The 20569-nt window shown below is 67.7% G+C and carries 17 protein-coding genes; 10 read left to right on the top strand and 7 right to left on the bottom strand.

The features are described from left to right. Positions 1-38: 38 nt before the first annotated feature. The 3 genes from B0920_RS20635 to B0920_RS20625 are packed head-to-tail and all read right to left on the bottom strand — an operon-like array spanning position 39 to position 1610. On the bottom strand, positions 39-338 hold the full coding sequence (locus B0920_RS20635; RefSeq protein ID WP_078034570.1) for a hypothetical protein: 300 nt from the start codon (positions 336-338) through the stop codon (positions 39-41). Continuing rightward, positions 335-1171 (bottom strand): hypothetical protein, encoded by an 837-nt coding sequence (locus B0920_RS20630; protein WP_078034569.1) that lies wholly within the window; start codon positions 1169-1171, stop codon positions 335-337. The genes B0920_RS20635 and B0920_RS20630 overlap by 4 nt, the downstream gene beginning before the upstream one ends. 4 nt (positions 1172-1175) lie before the next feature. Beyond that, positions 1176-1610: a DUF882 domain-containing protein gene (locus B0920_RS20625; RefSeq protein WP_229455853.1), complete on the bottom strand. Its 435-nt coding sequence runs from the start codon at positions 1608-1610 to the stop codon at positions 1176-1178. 273 nt (positions 1611-1883) lie between these two features. Here B0920_RS20625 and B0920_RS20620 point away from each other — a divergent pair, with 273 nt between their 5' ends. The 5 genes from B0920_RS20620 to B0920_RS20605 all read left to right on the top strand — a co-directional run bounded on the left by B0920_RS20620 (position 1884) and on the right by B0920_RS20605 (position 7292). Next, complete coding sequence (locus B0920_RS20620; protein ID WP_229455850.1) at positions 1884-3029, top strand: PQQ-dependent sugar dehydrogenase; 1146 nt, start codon at positions 1884-1886, stop codon at positions 3027-3029. Positions 3030-3164: 135 nt separating this feature from the next. Beyond that, positions 3165-5936, top strand: a complete 2772-nt coding sequence (locus B0920_RS20615) for a pitrilysin family protein (RefSeq protein WP_078034566.1) — start codon at positions 3165-3167, stop codon at positions 5934-5936. Between the two features lie 245 nt (positions 5937-6181). Continuing rightward, on the top strand, positions 6182-6673 hold the full coding sequence (locus B0920_RS20610) for a type VI secretion system tube protein Hcp (RefSeq protein ID WP_078034565.1): 492 nt from the start codon (positions 6182-6184) through the stop codon (positions 6671-6673). A gap of 11 nt (positions 6674-6684) precedes the next feature. Continuing rightward, on the top strand, positions 6685-7113 hold the full coding sequence (locus B0920_RS25780; protein WP_143745860.1) for a hypothetical protein: 429 nt from the start codon (positions 6685-6687) through the stop codon (positions 7111-7113). Further along, the gene (locus B0920_RS20605) at positions 7110-7292 is read left to right on the top strand and encodes a hypothetical protein (RefSeq protein WP_078034564.1); all 183 of its coding nucleotides are present in this window, start codon (positions 7110-7112) and stop codon (positions 7290-7292) included. The genes B0920_RS25780 and B0920_RS20605 overlap by 4 nt, the downstream gene beginning before the upstream one ends. On the opposite strand, the gene B0920_RS20600 is transcribed toward B0920_RS20605, so the two are convergent. Beyond that, a complete protein-coding gene (locus B0920_RS20600; RefSeq protein WP_078034563.1) occupies positions 7289-8365 on the bottom strand; it encodes a serine hydrolase in 1077 nt (358 codons plus the stop codon). The two genes, B0920_RS20605 and B0920_RS20600, sit on opposite strands and share 4 nt — an antisense overlap. Before the next feature lie 124 nt (positions 8366-8489). On the opposite strand from B0920_RS20600, the gene B0920_RS20595 reads away from it, so the two are divergent. Next, the gene (locus tag B0920_RS20595) at positions 8490-9080 is read left to right on the top strand and encodes an isochorismatase family protein (RefSeq protein ID WP_078034562.1); all 591 of its coding nucleotides are present in this window, start codon (positions 8490-8492) and stop codon (positions 9078-9080) included. Here the strand turns inward: B0920_RS20595 and B0920_RS20590 are convergent, their stop codons facing one another. Next, entirely contained in the window at positions 9081-10067 is a 987-nt protein-coding gene (locus B0920_RS20590; RefSeq protein ID WP_078034561.1) for an LLM class flavin-dependent oxidoreductase, read from the bottom strand. A gap of 166 nt (positions 10068-10233) precedes the next feature. Here B0920_RS20590 and B0920_RS20585 point away from each other — a divergent pair, with 166 nt between their 5' ends. Further along, positions 10234-11445: a serine hydrolase gene (locus B0920_RS20585; protein ID WP_078034560.1), complete on the top strand. Its 1212-nt coding sequence runs from the start codon at positions 10234-10236 to the stop codon at positions 11443-11445. 143 nt (positions 11446-11588) lie between these two features. Further along, entirely contained in the window at positions 11589-12398 is an 810-nt protein-coding gene (locus B0920_RS26070; RefSeq protein ID WP_179119258.1) for a hypothetical protein, read from the top strand. 82 nt (positions 12399-12480) lie between these two features. On the opposite strand, the gene B0920_RS20575 is transcribed toward B0920_RS26070, so the two are convergent. After that, entirely contained in the window at positions 12481-14082 is a 1602-nt protein-coding gene (locus B0920_RS20575; RefSeq protein WP_218669400.1) for a methyl-accepting chemotaxis protein, read from the bottom strand. Positions 14083-14369: 287 nt separating this feature from the next. Continuing rightward, positions 14370-15959 (bottom strand): FAD-dependent oxidoreductase, encoded by a 1590-nt coding sequence (locus B0920_RS20570; RefSeq protein ID WP_078034558.1) that lies wholly within the window; start codon positions 15957-15959, stop codon positions 14370-14372. A gap of 182 nt (positions 15960-16141) precedes the next feature. On the opposite strand from B0920_RS20570, the gene B0920_RS20565 reads away from it, so the two are divergent. Together B0920_RS20565 and B0920_RS20560 are read left to right on the top strand one after the other, a co-directional pair. Next, positions 16142-17518 (top strand): HD-GYP domain-containing protein, encoded by a 1377-nt coding sequence (locus B0920_RS20565; RefSeq protein ID WP_078034557.1) that lies wholly within the window; start codon positions 16142-16144, stop codon positions 17516-17518. Positions 17519-17853: 335 nt separating this feature from the next. Further along, a complete protein-coding gene (locus tag B0920_RS20560; RefSeq protein WP_229455848.1) occupies positions 17854-20490 on the top strand; it encodes a TonB-dependent receptor in 2637 nt (878 codons plus the stop codon). Positions 20491-20569 lie beyond the last annotated feature (79 nt).

Genomic DNA, 20569 nt, shown 5'->3' with positions numbered 1-20569 from the left:
AAATGCAACTCTACACCGCGCCCGCGGCGCCGTGGTATTTACGGCAGGGCGGGCGCACGGGTACGGGTCTTGGCCACCACCCCTTGCGGATTGAGCAGGACGACGAACTCGGCATAGCGTCCGCCGCCGGCGGGGGACTGGTAGACCCAGGCTTCGTAGCCGCTGTCGAAGCGTACGCTTTTGGTGGGGCCGAAGGCGGCCAGCAGCTCGGCCCGGGTGGTGCGGCCGGGGACCACGCCTTCGGTCAGGCGCGCCAGCGGCGCCTGGGTTCCCGGCGGCGGCGCGGGCTGGCTGGCGCAGCCGGCCAGCGCGAGCAGGATCAGCAGTACGGCCTTCATGGCGCCGCCCCAGGGTCGGTCATGTACTCGAACTCGACCAGGGTATCGTCCGGCCAGGAGCGGTCCCAGATCGGCACGTAATAGGTGCGGTCGAGCAGCACCTGGCAGTCGCAGTATTCGAGGTCGGCGCGGGTCTGCTCGCCGCCGGCGTAGAGCATGCCGAAGGGCAGGGTCTCGACCCGGTCGCCGGCGCGCAGGGTCACGGCGAACAGCGGGCGCTCGGCGAAGAACAGATAGTTGCCGTCGGGGCTGTTGCACACGCCCTCGGGCGTGTCGATGACGTCCGAGATCCAGCCGAACAGGGAGCGGTTGGACACCAGCCCCGCCTCCTTGCCGACCAGGCATTCGAGGCGCAGGTCGCCCAGCCGGCGCATACCGGGCGGCACCCCCGGCGACTGGATCAGGGCGCGCCAGGTCATGCTGGTGGTGCGGCGGTTGGCCAGCACGGCGGCGTCCTCGCGCAGCGCCTGGTCGACGCGCGGCAGGACGAAGGTATTGTTGCCGTCCACCGTGACGGGCACGTTGACGCTGTCGCCGGCGATGCGCAGGGTGATGCCGTGCATGTCCACCGTGCGCGAGCGCGGCAGCAACTGGAAGCGCAGGCTGGCCTGGGGGGCGAGCGCACGCTCGCGCTCGAATCGTTCCATGCCGCGGATCATCTTGCGGTAGGATTTGTCGACCGGATCGCGGGTCGATCTGACGGTGACGGTGCTTTGCCCGGCCGCATCCGTGGATGGGGACGCGGACGCGGACGCGAACGCGGATGCGGGAAAGCCTTGTGAACCGGCCAGGACGGCCAGTCCGAGCATGACGCGGAGGAAGATCCGCGCCATGGTCTTACCAGTAGCGGACCCGGCCGGTGTCCATGTGGACGAACTGCGAATCCGGGTAGTAGCCGACGCCGCCGCCCTTGAGCGACATCGCGGCGCGGTGCAGCATCTTGAGATCCTTGCCCGGCAGGCGGATGTCGATCGCCTTGCCGTCCATGTGCATGCTGCGCTTGGCGACACCGTTGCTGTTGGCGTGCAGCTTGGCGTTCGACTCCGGCGAGCGGTAGCCGGAAATGATGTGCAGTTCCTTGTTGTCGTTGCCGAGCTTGTCGTTCAGCATGTCGACCAGCAGCAGCAACTGCGGATCGATGTCCGCGATCTTGTTGGTGCGGTGGTCGCGCATGACCTTGTTGATGTCCTGCAGGGCGTCCGGAATGAACTCGCCCTCGGCCCAGAAGACGCTGCGCAGCTTTTCGCCCGTGTGCGTGTTATACAGACGCAAGGTTCGCTCGCCGGGAGCGGCTTGTGCGGTATGGGCGGCGAATGCGGGGATGCTGAGGGTGGGCGAAGCGAGGAGGACGGAACTTTTCAGGAAGGAGCGACGTTGCATCATCGTTAGGGATCCTTACGCTGGTTCGATGAAGAGTTCATGATACGCCGTTTGTGCTGAACGTGCAGACAAAATGAATCAAAATACGACAAAATGCCTCTTTTGTTAATCGTTTGACTAATCCTGGGAGATATTTTCATGCCGAGTATGGTGAGAAGCACAAGATTGTCGGGCTCGCTGGCCCTTGCTCTGATGCTGGTGGTTAATAACTCTGCACTGGCCCAGGTCGAGGTCGTCGACAAGCCACCCAGCGCGAGCGGCTGGCGCGCCGAAACCGTGGCCGAGGGCCTGCCCCAGCCCTGGGGCATGACCTGGCTGCCGGACGGCCGCCTGCTGGTCACCGGCAAGGAGGGCAGCCTGCACCTGGTCGAGGGCAAGCGCGTGCAGCCGGTCGCCCTCGAGGGCCTGCCCACGCTGTTCACCGGCGGCCAGGGCGGCCTGCTCGACATCGCCGTGCACCCCGCGGACAAGACCAATCCGCGCGTCTACATGACCATGGCCAGCGGCAGCGACAGCGAGAACCGGACCGTGCTGGTGCAGGGCGTGTTCGACGGCAAGCGCGTGCACAGCGTGAAGACCCTGTTCTCGGTCACGCCCGGCAAGAGCGGCGGCCAGCACTTCGGCTCGCGCCTGGCGTGGATGCCGGACGGCACGCTCCTGATGAGCATCGGCGACGGCGGCAACCCGCCCCAGCGCGTGGGCAGCATGCTGGCGCGCGAGCAGGCTCAGAACCTGGGCAGCCACCATGGCTCCATCCTGCGCCTGACGGCCGAGGGCAAGCCGGCGCCGGGCAATCCGCTGGCGTCCCAGAAGGGCGCCTTGCCCGAGATCTGGAGCTATGGCCACCGCAATATCCAGGGCCTGGCGGTCGACCCGAAGACCGGGCGTGTCTGGGCCAGCGAGCACGGCCCGCGCGGCGGCGACGAGATCAACCTGGTCGAAGCCGGCAAGAACTATGGCTGGCCGCTGCAGAGCTATGGCCTGGACTACAAGACCCGCGAGCCGGTCGGCACCAAGGTGGTGCCGGGCATGGTGCAGCCGCTGGTGGTGTGGTCGCCCTCGCCAGCGCCTTCGGGCCTGGTGGTCTACAGCGGCAAGGCCTTCCCGCAATGGCAGGGCAGCCTGTTCAGCGGCAGCCTGGCGGGCGAGGACATCCGCCGCGTCGCGCTCGACGCCCAGGGCAAGGTGACCAAGCAGGAACGCCTGCCGATCGGCAAGCGCGTGCGCGACGTGCGCCAGGGACCGGACGGGCAGCTCTACGTGCTGACCGACGAGTCGCGCGGCAGCCTGCTGCGCATCGTGCCGCAGTAAGCGCCGCGGGCGCGATGCAGGGCGCATGGATTGCCCTCCATGCGCCTTTTTTGTTTCTTGCAGAAGCGAAACCTGCCTAGAATGCCCTCTCGGCGCTGCGGCGCCGGCCTTTCCCTTTCCATCTGGAGGAGCAGCATGGCAGTTTCTGTTCGTCGCAGCATCCACCTGGCGGCGGCGCTCGCCCTGGCCATCGGCGGCGCATCCGCGCAGGCCGCGCCGGCCAGGCCGGCCGCACCCGAGATCCCGATCCCGCACATCCCCTACACCAAGTTCACGCTCAAGAACGGCCTGACCGTGATCGTGCACGAAGACCACAAGACCCCGGTGGTGGCGGTCAACACCTGGTACCACGTGGGCTCGAAGAACGAAAAGCCCGGCAAGACCGGCTTCGCCCACCTGTTCGAGCACCTGATGTTCAGCGGCAGCGACAACTTCAAGAAGACCTATCTCACCGCGATGGAGGGCATCGGTGCGACCGACCTGAACGGCACCACCAACCAGGACCGCACCAACTACTTCCAGAACGTGCCGACCTCGATGCTCGACTATGCGCTGTTCGCCGAGAGCGACCGCATGGGCCACCTGCTCGGCACGGTGGACCAGAAGAAGCTCGACCTGCAGCGCGGCGTGGTCCAGAACGAGAAGCGCCAGCGCGAGAACCAGCCCTACGGCATCGCCTACGAACTGCTGGTGACCAACACCTATCCGGCCGGCCACCCGTATTCCTGGACCGTGATCGGCAAGATGGAAGACCTGGATGCGGCCAGCATGACCGACGTGCAGGACTGGTTCAAGAAGAACTATGGCCCGAACAACACCGTGCTGGTGCTGTCGGGCGACATCACGCCGGAAGTGGCGCGCCAGAAGGTCGAGCAATACTACGGCCACATCCCGCCGGGTCCGCCGCTGGCCAAGCACGCCGCCTGGGTCGCCAAGCGCAGCGGCACCCACCGCCTCACGGCCCAGGACCGCGTGCCCCAGACCCGCATCTACCGCACCTGGAACGTGCCGGGCGCGCACACGCCCGAGGAAGTCCAGCTCGACCTTGCCGCGCGCATCCTTGGCGGCGGCAAGACCTCGCGCCTGTACAAGCGCCTGGTGTACAAGGACCAGCTGGCGACCAGCGCCGTGGCCGGAGACGCCTCGTCCGAGATCGGCGGCCAGTTCAGCATCACCCTGACCGCGCGCCCCGGCGCCGATCCGCGCAAGATGGAAGCGGCGGCCGACGAGGAACTGCGCGCCCTGCTGAAGAACGACCCGACCCAGGACGAGCTGCGCCTGGCCAAGACCGCGATCCTGGCCCAGTACACCCGCATCGTCGAGCGCGTCGGCGGCTTCGGCGGCAAGAGCGACCTGCTGGCGTCCTGCCAGACCTATACCGGCAATCCGGAGTGCTACAAGGACTACCTGAAGGCGATCAAGGCGGCCACCCCGGCCTCGGTGAAGCAGGCGATGAACGCCTGGCTGAGCGACGGCGACTTCGTGCTCCAGATCGACCCCTTCCCGACCCTGGCGGCCAACCCGCCCCAGGTCGACCGCAGCAAGGAGCCGGCGCTGGGCAAGCCGATGTCGCTCAAGCTGCCGCCGATGCAGAAGATGACCCTGTCCAACGGCCTCAAGGTGGTGCTGGCCGAGCGTCACGAGGCGCCGGTGGTGAACCTGCAGTTGCTGGTGGATGGCGGCTATGCTTCCGACGCCAGGGATCTGCCGGGCGTGGCCAGCCTGGCCATGCGCATGCTGGAAGAGGGCACCCCGACCCGCAAGTCGCTGCAGATCGGCGAGGAACTGGAGAGCCTGGGGGCCAGCTTCGGCGCCTCGGCCGACCTGGACAGCTCCGCCGTGACCATGAACACGCTCAAGGCGACCCTGCCGCAGGCGCTGGCGCTGTACGCCGACCTGGTGCAGAACCCGGCCTTCCCCGAGAACGAGTTCGCGCGCCTGCAGAAGGACCGCCTGGCCGCGATCGCGCGCGAGAAGACGGTGCCCGAGATGACCGCGTTGCGCGTGCTGCCCGGTCTGCTGTACGGCAAGGACCACGTGTATGCGCATCCCCTCACCGGCACCGGCACCGAGGACGCCGTCAAGCGCATGACCCGCGCCGACCTGGCGCGCTACCACGCCGCCTGGTTCAAGCCCAACAACGCGACCCTGCTGGTGGTGGGCGACACCACCCTGGCCGAGATGAAACCCCTGCTGGAGCGCGCCTTCGCGGCCTGGAAACCGGGTGAGGTGCCGAAGAAAGTGATCGCGCCGGTGTCCGCTCCGGACCGGAGCAGGGTCTACCTGGTCGACCGTCCGGGCGCACTGCAGAGCGTGATCGTGGCGGCCCAGCTGGCCCCGCCGCGCAACCATCCGGAAGCGGTGCCGCTGGAGGTCGTCAACGACGTGTTCGGCGGCACCTTCAGCTCGCGCATCAACATGAACCTGCGCGAGGACAAGCACTGGTCCTATGGCGTGTCGAGCTGGACGTGGCCGGCGATCGGCCAGCAGCCCTTCCTGAGCCTGTCGCCGGTGCAGACCGACAAGACCCAGGATGCGATCAAGGAACTGGTGCGCGAGTACCGCGACATCGCCGGCGGCAAGCCGATCGCGGCGGCGGAACTGCGTAGCGCCCAGGACAACAACACCCTGGGCCTGCCGGGCCGCTTCGAGACCGCGGGCCAGCTGGCCGGGGCCTATTCGACCATCCTGAAGTATGGCTTGCCGGAGGACTACTACAACAGCTTCACCCAGAAGGTGCTGTCCATCGAACCGGGCGCGGCGAATGCGCTGGCGGCGCGCGCCTTCACCCCGGACCGCCTGGTGTGGGTGGTCGTGGGCGACATGAGCAAGGTCGAGAAGGACATCCGCGCGCTCAATCTGGGCGAGGTCCGTAAGCTCGATCCGGACGGCAATCCGGTGCAATAAGCGCACCGCGAAACACCATTCCGGTCTTGACAGCAAGACGGCATTCCCGCGCAGCCCGCAGAGGCTTGCGCGGGAAGTCGCCTCCGACAGGCGGTCTCTGACCCAGATTCAAAGTGACCACCTCGTAGATTTCTCGATAGCCACAACGCCGTCCTGTTGACCCCTTCCGCGCGTTCCCATGACGATGGCCAAGCTGCCAAAACGTAGCGAGGCAAAAATCGGAGTTCGACCTCAGCGGGGGCACCATGGCGAACGACGCATACTTGCAAATTGACGGCATCACAGGTGAGTCGACAGACCACAAGCATAGAAATTGGATAGAGGTTTCCAACGTCTTCTACGCCATTCATCAGCCTAGAGCCATGGTCGTATCGACCAGCGGGGGCCATACAAGCGGTAGAGCCGATGTCTATCCAGTCACCTTTCTTAAGCTTGCCGACCTCGCGTCGCCCGTACTGCTGCAAACCTGCGCGGCCGGAAGAACGCTTGTCAAGGCAGTCTTCGAGTTCATGCGCGCTGACAGCAATGGCAACGCTATCCCCTATTTCAGAATAGAACTGGAGAACGTTCTGATTGCCAGCATCACGCCGGATAGTGGGCAGGCCGGTGTCATCAGCGAGCGGATCCAGCTCGCGTACGCAAAGATCAAGTGGAACTACCTGCGCCAATCCATCAGGGGTGGAACGCAAGGCAATACGTCAGGCGGATGGGACTGCTCAGCCAATCGTGTTTGCTGAACGGGGGCGAAATGTCGCAGCCTTATGATGGCGATCGCTTGCTTGTTTGCCCGCTCGAAGAGTCGGACTTCGAGCATGTGTGTGCGGTGATTGTTTCAGGTGACGGGGGCAACTTTTGCGGCCACGCACTTTTGCACATTGGTACCAATTGGAGCTGGTATGTGCATATTGCCGGCGTGTACAAAGAGCCGAAGTTCCTGCATGAGAACGACTATTTGCGCTACTTAAACGAGAACGGCAAACGCGAACTCCAGCGTTGGGCTGTCAGGCTGCCGAATCCTAAGGGCGCCCATGAAAAGCTGCATGAATTGATCGTAAAACCATGGTTATGGGGAATCTTTATCCACAACTGCGCGTCGTTCGTGGAGCAAGTCATGCGAGCGGGCGGCAGTCGGGCCGGACAGCTATTTAATTGTCCAAGCATGGAGCCATTCGCATGAAACTTACCTGCGTTGCGCTGAGCGTAGCCTTCTCCTTCGTCGCATTTCTCTATCTCCTGATCGTTTTCCTCGATCCGGGGATGAATGTCGAGACTGCGTTCAATCTTCTGGTCTTTGCGTTCATTGGTTCAGCCGCGCTCACAGCACTGGTATTGGCGCTGCGGGACCGCCACCGCTAGCGATCCAATCTCCGGACCAGGGCCTGGGCGATCGGGGCCAGGGTGTCCTGGGCCATGTCGCCATTGTTCAGCAGCACCACGGCGCGCCCGTCCGCCGGATCGTAGGCGATCAGGGTCTTGTAGCCGCCGAAGGCGCCCGCCTCCCAGGCCAGGGAGCGGGCGCCTTTGTCCGTGTTCAGAGGCTGGACGCGGCCGCCCAGGGCGTAGTGCTCGGGCGCATGATGCACGGTCGACAGCTCGCGCAGGCTGCGCGCCGACAGCAGCTTGCCCTGGTACACCGCATCCATCAGGTCGACCAGGTCGCGCGCGGTGCTGTAGACGGTGCCGGTCGGCGCCAGCATCGGCGCGGCCGGCGGCGTCTTGCGCTGGCCGTCGGCGCTGTAGCCGACGGCCATGCCCACCGCGTCCTCGTAGCCGGTTTCGGCGAAGCTGGTGTCGCGCACGCCGGCGGGGGCGAACACGAGTTCCTCGACCACTTCCGTGAACGGCTTGCCGGTGGCCCGCTCGACCGCCGCGGCGGCCAGCATGTAATTGGCGCCCGAATACTCGTAGCGCTCGCCGGGCGCTGCCGTGGGCGCGCCCGCCCCGAAGCGCAGGGCCGCGTCGACCAGGCCGATTTCGAGCCGGTTGGTGGCCGGATCCTTGGCCAGGGCCGCCGCATAGCCGTTCGGAATGCCGCTGTGGTGGGACAGCAGCTGGCGCAGGGTCACCGCGCCGTTCGCTGGCGGCAGTTCGGGCAGGTAGCGCGCGATCGGTGCATCGAGCTCGAGCTTGCCCATGTCGGCCAGGCGCAGCATGGTGACGGCCGTGATCCACTTGGTGGCCGAGCCGATCATGAAGCGGGTCTCCTTGGTGTTGGGCTGGCGTTCCTCGCGCAGGGCGAGGCCGCGCGCCTCGAGCACGAGCGGCGCGCGGCTGTCCTTGCGCACGGCGACAACCCCACTGTAGTCCTTGGGAACATGCCGGTCGAGCAGGGGCGCGGTGGTGGCGGTGGCGAGCAGGGTGCAGCCGGACAGCAGGGCCAGGCTGGCGGCCAGTAGCAGGGGGGCGAAGGTGGACAGGCGCAGGCGCATCTCGGCTCCAGGTCGGTTGACAAGGAGCCTATTGTAGGCCCGCAGGCCGCGAAGGTGCGCGTGCGCCGCCGCATGCCGGCATCCGCGATACTGCCCGCTATCGTCGCCTTCGAGGAGTCATCCCATGGATCAACATCCGTTCGACCTGGCGCGCACGGCGCTGGTCCTGATCGATCTGCAGATCAGCAACGTCCAGCGCGAGCTGGCGCCCTACAGCGCTGAACAGACGGTCGGCAACTGCGTGCTGCTGGCCCAGGAAATGCGCAATCGCGGCGCGATGGTGGTCTACGTGCACGTGCTGCTGGAGGAACTGCCCACGCCGCCGGCCGATGCGCCGCTGCGCGCGGCGGGCGCGCCGGCGCCGGCGCCCGAGGCCTCGCGCCTGGCGCCGGAAGCCGGCGTCGAGGCGGGCGACGTGGTGATCGTCAAGCGCCAGTGGGGCGCTTTCTACGGCACCGAACTCGACCAGCTGCTGCGACGGCGCGGCATCGACACCCTGGTGCTGTGCGGCATCGCCACCAATTTTGGCGTGGAATCGACGGCGCGCGCGGCTTTTGATCGCGGCTATGCGCTGGTGTTCGCGGAGGACGCGATGAGCAGCATGGAGGCCGAGGCCCACCATTTTGCCTGCCGCCAGGTCTTCCCGCGCATGGGACGGGTGCGCTCCACGCGCACCCTGATCGACATGCTGCAGGCAGGGACCGGCGACGCCTGACTAGCCGGCGCGCTGGATCTCGGCCGTGATCTCGTAGGAGCGCAGGCGCGCCGCGTGGTCGAAGATCTGCGAGGTGATCATCAGCTCGTCCGGACGGGTGCGCGCGATGAAGGCTTCCATCTGCGTCTTCACGCTGGCGGGCGAGCCGATGGCCGAGCAAGACAGCACGCTGTCGAGCATCATGCGTTCCGGCAGGTCGAGCGCCTCCAGGTAGCCGCGCACCGGCGGCTTGAGCCTGGTCGGCCGGCCGCTGCGTAGGTTGACGAAGGCCTGCTGCATCGAGGTGGCGAGGAATTGCGCCTCCTCGTCGGTCTCGGCGGCGAATACGTTATACCCCAGCATCACATAAGGCTTGTCCAACTGCGCGGATGGGCGGAAACTTGCGCGGTAGAGTTCGATCGCCTGCATCATCATCTGGGGTGCGAAGTGCGAGGCGAAGGCATAAGGCAGGCCCAGGTGGGCGGCGAGCTGGGCGCCGAACAGGCTGGAGCCGAGGATCCACAGCGGCACCTCGAGGCCGGCGCCGGGCACGGCCTGGACCGGGCGCCGGGTCGAGCCGGCGAAGTAGTCCATCAGCTCCACCACGTCCTGCGGGAACTCGTCGGCATCGGAGGCCAGGTTGCGGCGCAGGGCGCGCGCGGTGACCTGGTCCGAACCGGGCGCGCGGCCCAGGCCGAGGTCGATCCGGCCCGGGTAGAGCGAGGCCAAGGTGCCGAACTGCTCGGCGATCACCAGCGGCGAATGGTTGGGCAGCATGATGCCGCCGGCGCCGACCCGGATGGTGTTGGTGCCGCCGGCCACGTAGCCGATCAGCACCGCCGTGGCGGCGCTGGCGATACCCGGCATGCCGTGGTGCTCCGCCAGCCAGAAGCGTTGATAGCCCCAGCGCTCGCCGTGCTGGGCGAGGTCGAGGGAACGCCGGAAGGAATCCGCCGCATCGCTGCCTTCTGCGATGGGGGAGAGGTCGAGTATCGAGAAAGGAATCATTGGGCGATGATACGCCGTTGCGACAAACCGCGTGCGCGGGCGCCTCGTTTTGCGGCGCGCGCCGGCCAGGGCGTAAAGATTGACCCTCGACTGGCCCATCCTTATGATGCCTGGGTCGTGACGCCGGGCCATCTCGGCCCGTCCAGGACCTGCCCGCGAGCCCGCCATGTTCCGATTCCGCCGCCTGCCGCTTTCCCTTGCCCTCGTGTCGCTGCTGGCCGCCGGCTGCGCCGCCTTGCCGGAGCGGGAGCGCGCCGTGGCCGCTGAGCGCTTCGACACGGCGCCGCTGCACGCCCTCGACCGCGCCGTCGAGGACGCGGTGGCGGCGCGCAGGCTGCCCGGCGCCGTCTATCGCCTGGAGCAGGCGGGGACGGTCTACGAGCGCGCCTACGGGCGGTTCAGCGACGAGGCAGACGCTGCCCCGGTCACCCCGGACACCATCTTCGACGCCGCCTCGCTCACCAAGGTGCTGGTGACCGCGCCGGCGGTCCTGATGCTGGCCGAGGAGGGCCGCATCGACCTGGACGCGCCGCTGGTGCGCTACTTCCCCGACTGCGCGGGCGGCGGCAAGGAGGCGATCACGGTGCGCCACCTGCTGACCCACGTGTCGGGCCTGCCGTCCGGCCTGCCGGCCAAACCGGACTGGCGCGGCGACGCGGCGGCCCATGGGCTGGCCTGCGCCCAGCAGGTGACCCATGCGCCGGGCAGCTACTTCCGCTACTCCGACATCAACTACATCCTGCTGGGCCAACTGGTGCAGCGCGTGTCCGGCATGCCGCTCCAGGACTTCGCGCGCCGCCGCATCTTCGGGCCGCTGGGCATGCGCGACACCGGCTACCTGCCGCTGGCGCGGGTGCGGGCGGAAGCGATCGCGCCGACCCAGAAGGGCGGGCCGGAAGGCCTGCACGGCGACCTCGCGCCGGGCCAGCTGCTGCGCGGCGTGGTGCACGACCCTACCGTGCGGCGCATGGGCGGCGTGGCCGGCTCGGCCGGCGTGTTCTCGACCGCGCGCGACGTCGCCCGCTATGCGCGCATGCTCCTCAATGGCGGCGAGCTGGACGGTGTGCGCGTGCTCGGCCGCGACAGCGTGCGCCTGCTCACCACGGTGCAGACCCCGCCCGGCATCGAGTCCCTGCGCGGCATGGGCATGGACATCGACTCGCCCTATGCCAAGCGGCCGCGCGGCGGCATCTATCCGCTCGGCAGTTATGGACATACCGGATTTACCGGCTGCATCCTATGGATCGATCCGTCGTCGAACAGCTTTTACGTGTTCCTGTCTAACCGGGTCTATCCCGACGACAAGAACAACATCCTGCCGCTGTACACGGAACTCGGCACCCTGTCTGCCCAGGCCGTCCGCGCCACCGGGCCTTGAGTCCGTCTACGATCTTGTCAAATTTCCATCGGGCTACCGTGCGCCCCTTGCGCATGGCTCTTACTACACTCGGAACCACATGACTCACGTATCTCATTGATATTGTTGAGTTTTAAGCCCCGAAAATAGTTTAGGAGATAGCCATGAAAACGAATAAGCTTCTGAAAGCCCTCCTCGGCGCGTCTGTCGCCGCCGCCATGTTCGGCGCCACCGCCGTCCACGCCCAGTCGAGCAGCACCTCCGGCCAGAGCGGCAGCACCGCCACCGGCAGCTCGCAGAGCGGTTCCAGCATGAACGACCAGAGCAGCGGCAGCTCGTCCTCGAGCGCGACCGGCAGCTCGCAAAAGCACGACAAGAAGTCCAAGAAGCACTCGGGCAGCACCAGCGGTTCGAGCGGCATGAGCGGCCAGAGCGGTACGAGCGGCCAGAGCGGTTCCAGCGACATGAGCGGCCAAAGCGGTTCCAGCCAGAGCGGCTGGAGCGGTTCGCAGGGTAGCACCGGCTCCGGCATGGAAGCCGGCCGCACCGCCACCGGTAACTCGAGCGAGCCGCAAACCGGCTCCAGCGGCTCCTCCGGCGCGAGCGGCATGACCGGTTCGAGCACCTCGGGCGGTAGCGGTGTGAGCGGTTCGAGCGGCACCAGCGGCTCGACCGGCACCATGGGTACCGGCACCAGCGGCTCGAGCGGTTCGGGCATGTCGACCGGCACCGGTTCGAGCGGCTCGACCGGCAACATGGGGACCAGCGGCTCGTCGGGCTCGACCGGCACCACCGGCGCCGGCAGCAGCGGCTCGATGGGCACCAGCGGCTCCGGCGGCACCAGCGGCACCACCAGCGGCTCGATGGGTGGCGCCGGCACCGGCACCTCGGGCAGCTCGGGGACCGGTACCGGGACCGGCAGCAGCACCACCAGCGGCGGCACCGGCGGCGGCACCACCGGCCGCGGCTACTAAGTTCGGGGCGAAAAAATGGCGGCCTCACGGGCCGCCATCCTCGCGACACCAGGTCCACGGACCTGGTGTTTTTCTTTGGGCCTCAGGCAGCCAGGAGCCGGCGCTCGGGAACGGGCGGCAGGGCGCGCCCTTCGACGGGCTCGAGGTGGAAGGTGCCCACCAGCTGCGAGAGCGTGCGCGCCTGTTCGTTCAGGGCGTCCGACGCGGCGGCAGCCTCTTCGACCAGGGCGGCGTTCTGCTGGGTCACCTGGTCCATCTGGGCCACCGCCAGGTTCACCTGCTCGATGCCGGTCGACTGCTCGCCGCTGGCGGCCGCGATCTCGGACATGATGCCGGCCACGCGCTCGATCGCGCCGACGATGTCGCGCATCGTGGCGCCGGCCTCGCCAACCAGGCGGCTGCCTTCCTGCACCTTGCCGGTCGAGTCGCCGATCAGGACCTTGATCTCCTTGGCGGCGCTGGCCGAACGCTGGGCCAGCGCGCGCACCTCCGAGGCCACCACCGCGAAGCCGCGGCCCTGCTCGCCGGCGCGCGCCGCCTCGACCGCGGCGTTGAGCGCCAGGATGTTGGTCTGGAAGGCGATGCCGTCGATCACGGCCACGATGTCGTTGATGCGCAGCGAGGCGGCGCTGATGTCGGCCATGGTCTCCACCACCTTGCCCACCGTGGCGCCACCGCGCGCGGCGACCTGCGAGGCGTCGAGCGCCAGCGTGTTCGCGTGACTGGCGTGCTCGGCGTTCTGCTTCACGGTCGCGGTCAGCTCTTCCATCGCCGATGCGGTCTCCTCCAGGCTGCTGGCCTGCTGCTCGGTGCGCGAGGACAGCTCGAGGTTGCCGCCGGCGATCTGGTGCGAGGCGCTGGCGATGGTCTCGGTGCCGCTGCGCACCCGGTCGACGATGCCGCGCAGGCTGTCGTTCATGTCCTTCAGGGCGCCCATCAGCTGGCCGGTTTCGTTCGCGCCGCGGACTTCGATCTTGCTGCCCAGGTTACCCGAGGCGACGGTGCGCGCGACCTGCAGCGCTTCCTGCAAAGGCACGGTAATGGCGCGCGCGATCAGCCAGGCGAACACGGCGCCGGTAGCCAGCGCGAACAGGGTCAGGCCCAGCTGGGCGTTGCGGCTGGTGTCGAACTCGTGGTCGATGGCAGCTGCTTCCGCGGTCACGGCGGCCTTCTGGTAGGCGACCAGCTTGTCCAGGCTGCCGATGTAGTCGTTCACGCGCGGCAGCATGTCGGTTTCGAAGAAACGCGTCGCCTCGTCGAGCTTGCCATCCGCCTTGTGCTTGAAGGCCTGCTGGCGCGCGTTGCGATAGGCTTCGCGCGCGGCCACGATGCCTTCGAACAGGCGGGTGCCCTCGGCGTCCGCGGCCAGGATCTCCTTCACTTCCTTCTGGAGCGCGTCGGCGCGCTTGGAACCGGCGGCGATGGCGTCGAGGAAGAATTTGTCGGTGGCGGGATCGGTGGACTTGGCCACCGCGATGGTGCGCGCCGCGTTGACTTCGATGATGCTCTTCCACTCCTGCAGCAGGTTGGACTTGCGGATGCCTTCGCCGGTCAGGGCGCTGGTCATGCCGCCGATCGTGTGCATTTTCGCGATGCCGATCCCGACCAGCAGCAGCATCAGCAGCAGGACTGCCGAAAAGCCGAGGGCGAGCAAGGGACCGATCTTCATTTTCTGGAGTGTCATGGCAAATTCCTCAATGATGCAGGCCGCTGGGGAGCGGCATGGGGTACGAGCGCAGGCGGGGGTAGGGGTGCGCAGATGAAATGGCGCGGTCGCGCCAGCCGGCTTGTGGCCGGGCGGATATGACAAGTATCCGGATTTAGAGGAAAGTGTCTATTTCTGTGCACCAATTTTGCGCACAAACAACGTTTCTTTGTAGGAAATGAAACGCCAAAAGGGTGCGCGCGAGCTTCCGCTGTAGGGAAGATGACAACAGGGTGACACGCCCCCGGCCTCGCCCAGCGCGCGGCTCAGCGCATCGGCCTGCGCACCCCGTTGCGCGTGCCCGCCGGACGCGGCGCGGGCTCGGGCGCCAGCTCGACCTTCTCCAGCGGCGTCGGGGCCGGCCCGTGCAGCACCTGCCCCTCGATGTCGAAGCGCGAGGCGTGGCAGGGGCAATCCCAGGAGCGCTCCGCCGCATTCCAGTGCACCGCGCAGCCCAGATGGGTGCACTTGGCCGAGAGCGCATGCAGCGCGCCTTGCGGATCGCGGTAGACCGCGATGCGGCGCAGGCCGTCGCGCACCACCGCGCCTTCGCCGGCCGCGATTTCCTGCACCGAGTCGACGTCGCCGCCGGTCAGCCATTCGCCGTAGCGCGCCATCACGTTGGCCTGCTCTTTGGCGAACTCGCCCATGCCGTGCAGCGGCTTGCGCGAAGGGTCGTAGAGCGCGCTCCAGGGATTCGGCCTGCCCATCACGAGGTCGCTCACCACCAGGGCGCCGATGGTGCAGTGGGTCATGCCGTTGCCGGAGTCGCCCGTGATCAGATAGACGTTGTCCTCGTCCATCGGGTTGCGGCCCAGGTAGGCCAGGCCGTCGGAAGGCTCCATCACTTCGCCCGACCAGCGGTACAGGGTCTCCTGGGCCATCGGGAAGCGTTCGCGGGTCCAGCGCTCGATCTCATCGTAGCGGTGCTGCGGGTGGTCGTCCTGGCCGGTCTTGTGGTCGGCGCCGCCGACGATCAGGATGTCGTGGTCGAGGGACGCCTCGGGCGTCTCGAGCCGGATGTAGTAGTAGGGATCGCCCGTGTCCCATAGCAGGATGCGCGGCACCGATCCGCGCGGCACGCGCAGGCCCACCACGTAGGTGCGGTAGCCGGCCTGCTTGGTGTGCATCACCACGCGGTCGTTGAAGGGGGTGTGGGTGGCCACCACCACCGCCCGGGCGCGGATCTCGCCGCCGGCGGTCGACACCACCTGGCGCTGGTGGTCGCCGCGGATGCGGTGGGCGTGGGTCGCGCCGTGGATGCGGCCGCCGCGCCGCACGAAGGCGCGCGCCAGCCCGGCGAGGTAGTTGAGCGGATGGAACTGGGCCTGGCCGGGGTAGCGCACGCAGGGGCCGGTGTCGAAGGGCAGGCCGGGCACGCGCGCCAGCAGTTCGGCCGGCACCCCGGCGCGCGCGGCGCTCTGCTGTTCGGCAGCCAGGTCCTGGAAGCCATTGCCGGGCAGGGCATAGAGATAGCCGTCGAGGCGCTCGAAGGCGCATTCGATGCCTTCCTCGCGCACGATGCCTTCCACCGCGTCGATCGCGCGCGCATAGCTGTCGGCCACCAGGCGCGCCTGGTCGGCGCCGAAGCGCTGCTCGATGAAGCTGTACCATTCGTCCGGCGGGAACAGGTGGGCGGTGGTGCGGCCGGTCTCGCCGGCGCCGATGCCGAGGGCGTCGATCAGCACCACCTCGCGCCCTTCGCGCGCCAGCAGGTAAGCGGTGGTGAGGCCGGCGATGCCGGCGCCGATCACGCACACCTCGGTGTCGAGTTCGCCCTGCTGGGGCGGGAAGACGGGCACCTCGGCGGTGTCCATCCAGACCGAGGTCGAGCTGCCGTTGGTCGATTCGAGCATGGTGCCTCCTGGCTGTCCGGTTCGCCGGACCAGTCTACTGAAACGGGGCGGCGGCGGCGCACGATGCGCCGGATGCAGACGCGGACCGGGTGTGGCGCGCTTGCCGCACCGGCGGCGGCGAAAGCTGGCTTGCGGTGTTTTATGGCGTAGAATCAATTGATATTGCATTCAGGAATGACGCCATGAAACTGGTCGCGGCCCCCACCGACGCGCTGTCGCCCAGCGCCATGAAGCTGTCCGAACTGATCGGCGCGCTCAGCTATGCGCTCGACATCACCGAGGGCCAGCCGCCCGGGCATTGCGTGCGCAGCTGCTGGATCGGCATGCACGTCGGCGCGGCCATCGGCCTGCCGCAGGACCAGATGTGGGAGCTCTACTACACCCTGCTGCTCAAGGACCTGGGCTGTTCCAGCAACGCGGCCCGCATCTGCGAGCTGTACCTCACCGACGACCTCGAATTCAAGCGCGACTTCAAGACCGTGGGCGACAGCCTGCCCCAGGTGCTGTCCTTCGTGCTGAGCCATACCGGGCTGAAGGCGGGGCTGGCCGAGCGCTTCCGCAGCGTGATGACGATCCTGAAGGACGGTCCCGCGATCGCCCAGGGCCTGATCGCCACCCGCTGCCAGCGCGGCGCCGAGATCGCGCGCCTGCTGCGCTTCTCCGATGGGGTGGCGGCCGGCATCTATTCGCTCGACGAGCACTACAACGGCAAGGGCAAGCCGGCGCAGCTGGCGGGCGAAGCGATTCCGGTGTATTCCCGCATCGCCCTGCTGGCCCAGGTGGTCGACGTGTTCCACGCCGCCGACGGCCGCACGGCGGCGCTGCGCGAAGCGCGCGGGCGCGCCGGCACCTGGTTCGATCCGCGCCTGGTGGCGGCCTTCGAGGAGGTCGCGGGCGAGGAGGATTTCTGGGACACCCTGGCTTCGCCCGGCATCGACGCCGCCGTGTTCGCGCTCGAGCCGGCCGGGCGCGAGGTGGCGCTGGACGACGACTACCTGGACGACATCGCCACCGCCTTCGGCCAGGTGGTCGACGCCAAGAGTCCCTATACGAGCGGCCACAGCGCGCGCGTGGCGCTGTACACCGACATGATCGGCGAGGCGCTCGGGCTGGACGCGCAGCGGCGCCGCTGGCTCAAGCGCGGCGCGCTGCTGCACGACGTGGGCAAGCTGGGCGTCAGCAACAGCGTGCTGGACAAGGCGGGCGCGCTCGACCGCGACGAATGGGCGGCGGTGCGCCTGCACGCCGAGTTCACCGAGACCATCCTGGGGCGCATCGCCGCGTTCGCCGAACTGGCGACGATCGCCGGCAGCCATCACGAGCGCCTGGACGGCGGTGGCTATCCGCGCGGCCTGTCGGGGGAGGCGATCCGCCTCGAGACCCGCATCATCACCACCGCCGACATCTTCGACGCGATCACCGCCGAGCGTCCGTATCGCGGGGCGATTCCGATTCCGCAGGCGCTGGAGATGATGGCGAAGACCGTCGGCAGCGCGCTCGATCCCGATTGCTTCGACGCGCTCAAACGCGCGGTCGAACGCGTGCCGTTCCCCGTCTAGTGTTGTTTTAGTTAGCGTTTGAATGTCGTTCCGGCGAAGGCCGGAACCCAAGTTTGCGTGCAGATCGGCTGCTCGACGAACTTGGGTTCCGGCCTTCGCCGGAACGACGTTTACGGGTCAACGATAACAGTCACTTTGCGGGCGTTTAGACGCTTCCTCACCCCCGTGCACCAATGACACACCCCACCCGCGCATGTAATCGGGATAGCAAGATTTGACAAACATGCGCCGCCAACTGCCGCCACAATGCGTCCCACCAAGAGAACAAACGATGCCCGGATGCGCCCGCGCGGCCGCCGGCCGGAAAAGAACCATATCGACGTTTTGGAGAACACATGAACCAAGGGATGGCACGGCAGTACAAGCGGACCGCGATCGCGGTGGCGGTGGGGATGTGCGCGGCGGCTTCGGGTCAGGGCTGGGCGCAGGAGCAGGTCGGCGAGGCCCAGACGGTGGTGGTGACCGGCGTGCGCGCCGCCCTCGAACAGTCGCTGCGCCAGAAGCGCAACGCCGACGCGGTGGTCGAAGTCGTGACCGCCGAAGACATCGGCAAGATGCCCGACAAGAACGTGGCCGACGCCATCCAGCGCCTGCCCGGCGTGAACACCCAGTCCTCCGCCGGCGGCGAGGGCGGCTTCGGCGAGAACGACCGCGTCAGCCTGCGCGGCACCAGCCCCAGCCTGCAGCAGACCCTGTTCAACGGCCATGCGATCAGCACCGGCGACTGGTTCGTGCTGAACCAGATCGGCGGCGGCGTCGGCCGCTCCAGCAGCTTCTCGCTGCTGCCCTCCGAACTGGTGGGTTCGATCGTGGTGCAGAAGAGCCCCACCGCCGACCTGGTCGAAGGCGGCGTCTCGGGCGCCATCAACGTCATCACCCGCCGTCCGCTCGACTTCCGCCAGCCGCTCACCCTGGAAGCCTCGGTGCAGGCCAACTACAACGACCTGTCCGAGGAAACCGAGCCCCATCTGTCGGGCCTGGTGGCGTGGAAGAACGCCGCCAGCACCTTCGGCGTGCTGCTGCAGGGCTTCTCGGAGAAGGCCAGCGTGCGCCGCGACGGCCAGGAGATCCTGGGCTACACCCCGATCAGCCCGACCAGCGCGGCGGTCGCCGCCAACCCCGCGCTGCGCGGCGTGGTGGTCCCGACCTTCATCGGCGCCACCCTGTTCGAGCAGACCAAGAAGCGCGAGGGCGGCTCCTTCGACATCGAGCTGCGCCCCTCCGCCGGCGTCAGCCTGGACCTGAACGGCTTCTATTCCAAGCTCGAAGCGCCGCACCAGAACACCAACTGGCTGGCCGCGCCGGCCAACTCGGTCAACAGCCTGAACCTGGTGCCGACCAACGCCGTGGTGCGCAACGGCACCCTGGTGGCGGCCAGCTTCACCCGCAACGCGGGCGAGGTCGACAACATCTATCGCCCGGAAGCCGGCGGCGAATCCTGGTACCTCGACCTGAACGGCAAGTGGCGCGTCAACGACCGCCTGACCCTGTCGGGCAAGGCCGGCCGCACGCGCGGCAAGGGCTGGGACTACAACGATGTCTTCTACCAAAACAACGTCGACGGCGGCATGAACTACGCCCTCAACGGCCTGGCCCCTGCCACCGTTAGCTACCCGGGCGGGAACACCACCTCGCCGCTCAGCACCGCCTGGGCCGGCGGCGGCGACGCCCAGTCGGTCGACCAGGAAAACTATGCCCAGGTCGACGGCCAGTTGCGCCTCGACCATCCGGTGCTCCAGACCTTCCGCTTCGGCCTGCGCTGGGCCGACCACCACCGCACCGCCGAGCACCCGCTCGAGACGCGTCCGGGCCCGGTGGGCTTCACCAACCCGGGCCCCGCCTGGAACGGCCAGATGTACCCGAAGGATTTCGCCAAGGACCTGGGCGGCAACCTGTCGGCCAACTACTTCAAGTACGACGGCGCGGCCCTCGGCGCCTGGGGCGCGGTGCCGGGCAACCGCCTGCTCGACTACACCCTGCGCCACAACTGGCTGGACGAGTTCGAGGTCGGCGAGAAGACCGCCGCCGTGTACGGCATGGTCGACTTCGGCGGCGACAACTGGAGCGGCAACGTCGGCCTGCGCGCGGTCGAGACGCGCCAGACCACCATCGTCAACCTGCCGGGCGGTCCCAACCCGATCACCGGCTCGGCCTTCGGTCCCTATACCCCGACCACCTACAAGCGCAGCTACCGCGACTACCTGCCGAGCCTGAACCTCAAGTACGACCTGCGCTCCGACCTGGTGCTGCGCACCGCGCTGGCCAAGACCATCGCGCGCCCCGACTACAGCGCGCTGGGCGGCTCGGTCTCGCTCAACGACGACGCCCTGAGCGGCAGCGGCGGCAACGTCAACCTGGACCCGGTGCGCTCGGTGAACTTCGACCTCGGCGCCGAGTGGTACTACGCGCCCAAGGCCCTGCTGTCGGCCGGCTTCTTCTACATGGACTTCCGCTCCATCGTGGCCCAGGGCACCTCGACCGGCACCTACTACAACAACAAGCGCTCGGCGCTGGCGACCTACCAGATCACCTCGCCCTACAACACCACCGGCAGCAACAAGGGCATCGAGACGAGCTGGCAGCAGCCCTTCTTCGGCAACTTCGGCACCCTGGTGAACTACACCCACGCCGACGGCGAGCTGGATGACGGCGGCGAGCTGCTGAACTCCTCGAGGAACACCTGGAACGTCACCGGCTACTACGAGAACGAGCGTTTCTCGGCGCGCCTGGCCTACAACTACCGCTCGCGCTACAAGGTGGGCGTGGACCGCGGCGCCAGCCAGCACGTGGCCGGCATGAAGAACTTGACGGCCTCGGTCAACGTCAAGCTGACCGAACGCCTGACCCTCACCTTCGACGCGCTCAACCTCAGCAACGAGACGATCCGGATGTACGCCGAGAATGAGGACCGCCCGCGCGCGTTCTACTCCAACGGCCGCACCTTCTATCTCGGCCTGCGCGGCAAGCTGTGATCCCCTGCGCCGCGTCCGGCCCCAGGGGGCCGGCGCGGCGCCTCCGCCGCCACCGCGGGGCGCCGTCCCGCAGCAACGC

Origin of the sequence: Massilia sp. KIM (assembly GCF_002007115.1) — a bacterium.
Lineage (GTDB): Bacteria > Pseudomonadota > Gammaproteobacteria > Burkholderiales > Burkholderiaceae_D > Telluria.
Note: the sequence above shows the minus strand (reverse complement) of the source record. Positions and strands in the feature narration are given on the sequence as shown.

Excerpts from the sequence above, each read along its gene's own strand:
- B0920_RS20635 (WP_078034570.1), bottom strand. The coding sequence starts at position 338 with ATGAAGGCCGTACTGCTGATCCTGCTCGCGCTGGCCGGCTGCGCCAGC.
- B0920_RS20630 (WP_078034569.1), bottom strand. The coding sequence starts at position 1,171 with ATGGCGCGGATCTTCCTCCGCGTCATGCTCGGACTGGCCGTCCTGGCC.
- B0920_RS20615 (WP_078034566.1), top strand. The coding sequence starts at position 3,165 with ATGGCAGTTTCTGTTCGTCGCAGCATCCACCTGGCGGCGGCGCTCGCC.
- B0920_RS20610 (WP_078034565.1), top strand. The coding sequence starts at position 6,182 with ATGGCGAACGACGCATACTTGCAAATTGACGGCATCACAGGTGAGTCG.
- B0920_RS25780 (WP_143745860.1), top strand. The coding sequence starts at position 6,685 with ATGTCGCAGCCTTATGATGGCGATCGCTTGCTTGTTTGCCCGCTCGAA.
- B0920_RS20605 (WP_078034564.1), top strand. The coding sequence starts at position 7,110 with ATGAAACTTACCTGCGTTGCGCTGAGCGTAGCCTTCTCCTTCGTCGCA.
- B0920_RS20600 (WP_078034563.1), bottom strand. The coding sequence starts at position 8,365 with ATGCGCCTGCGCCTGTCCACCTTCGCCCCCCTGCTACTGGCCGCCAGC.
- B0920_RS20595 (WP_078034562.1), top strand. The coding sequence starts at position 8,490 with ATGGATCAACATCCGTTCGACCTGGCGCGCACGGCGCTGGTCCTGATC.
- B0920_RS20590 (WP_078034561.1), bottom strand. The coding sequence starts at position 10,067 with ATGATTCCTTTCTCGATACTCGACCTCTCCCCCATCGCAGAAGGCAGC.
- B0920_RS20585 (WP_078034560.1), top strand. The coding sequence starts at position 10,234 with ATGTTCCGATTCCGCCGCCTGCCGCTTTCCCTTGCCCTCGTGTCGCTG.
- B0920_RS26070 (WP_179119258.1), top strand. The coding sequence starts at position 11,589 with ATGAAAACGAATAAGCTTCTGAAAGCCCTCCTCGGCGCGTCTGTCGCC.
- B0920_RS20575 (WP_218669400.1), bottom strand. The coding sequence starts at position 14,082 with ATGACACTCCAGAAAATGAAGATCGGTCCCTTGCTCGCCCTCGGCTTT.
- B0920_RS20570 (WP_078034558.1), bottom strand. The coding sequence starts at position 15,959 with ATGCTCGAATCGACCAACGGCAGCTCGACCTCGGTCTGGATGGACACC.
- B0920_RS20565 (WP_078034557.1), top strand. The coding sequence starts at position 16,142 with ATGAAACTGGTCGCGGCCCCCACCGACGCGCTGTCGCCCAGCGCCATG.
- B0920_RS20560 (WP_229455848.1), top strand. The coding sequence starts at position 17,854 with ATGAACCAAGGGATGGCACGGCAGTACAAGCGGACCGCGATCGCGGTG.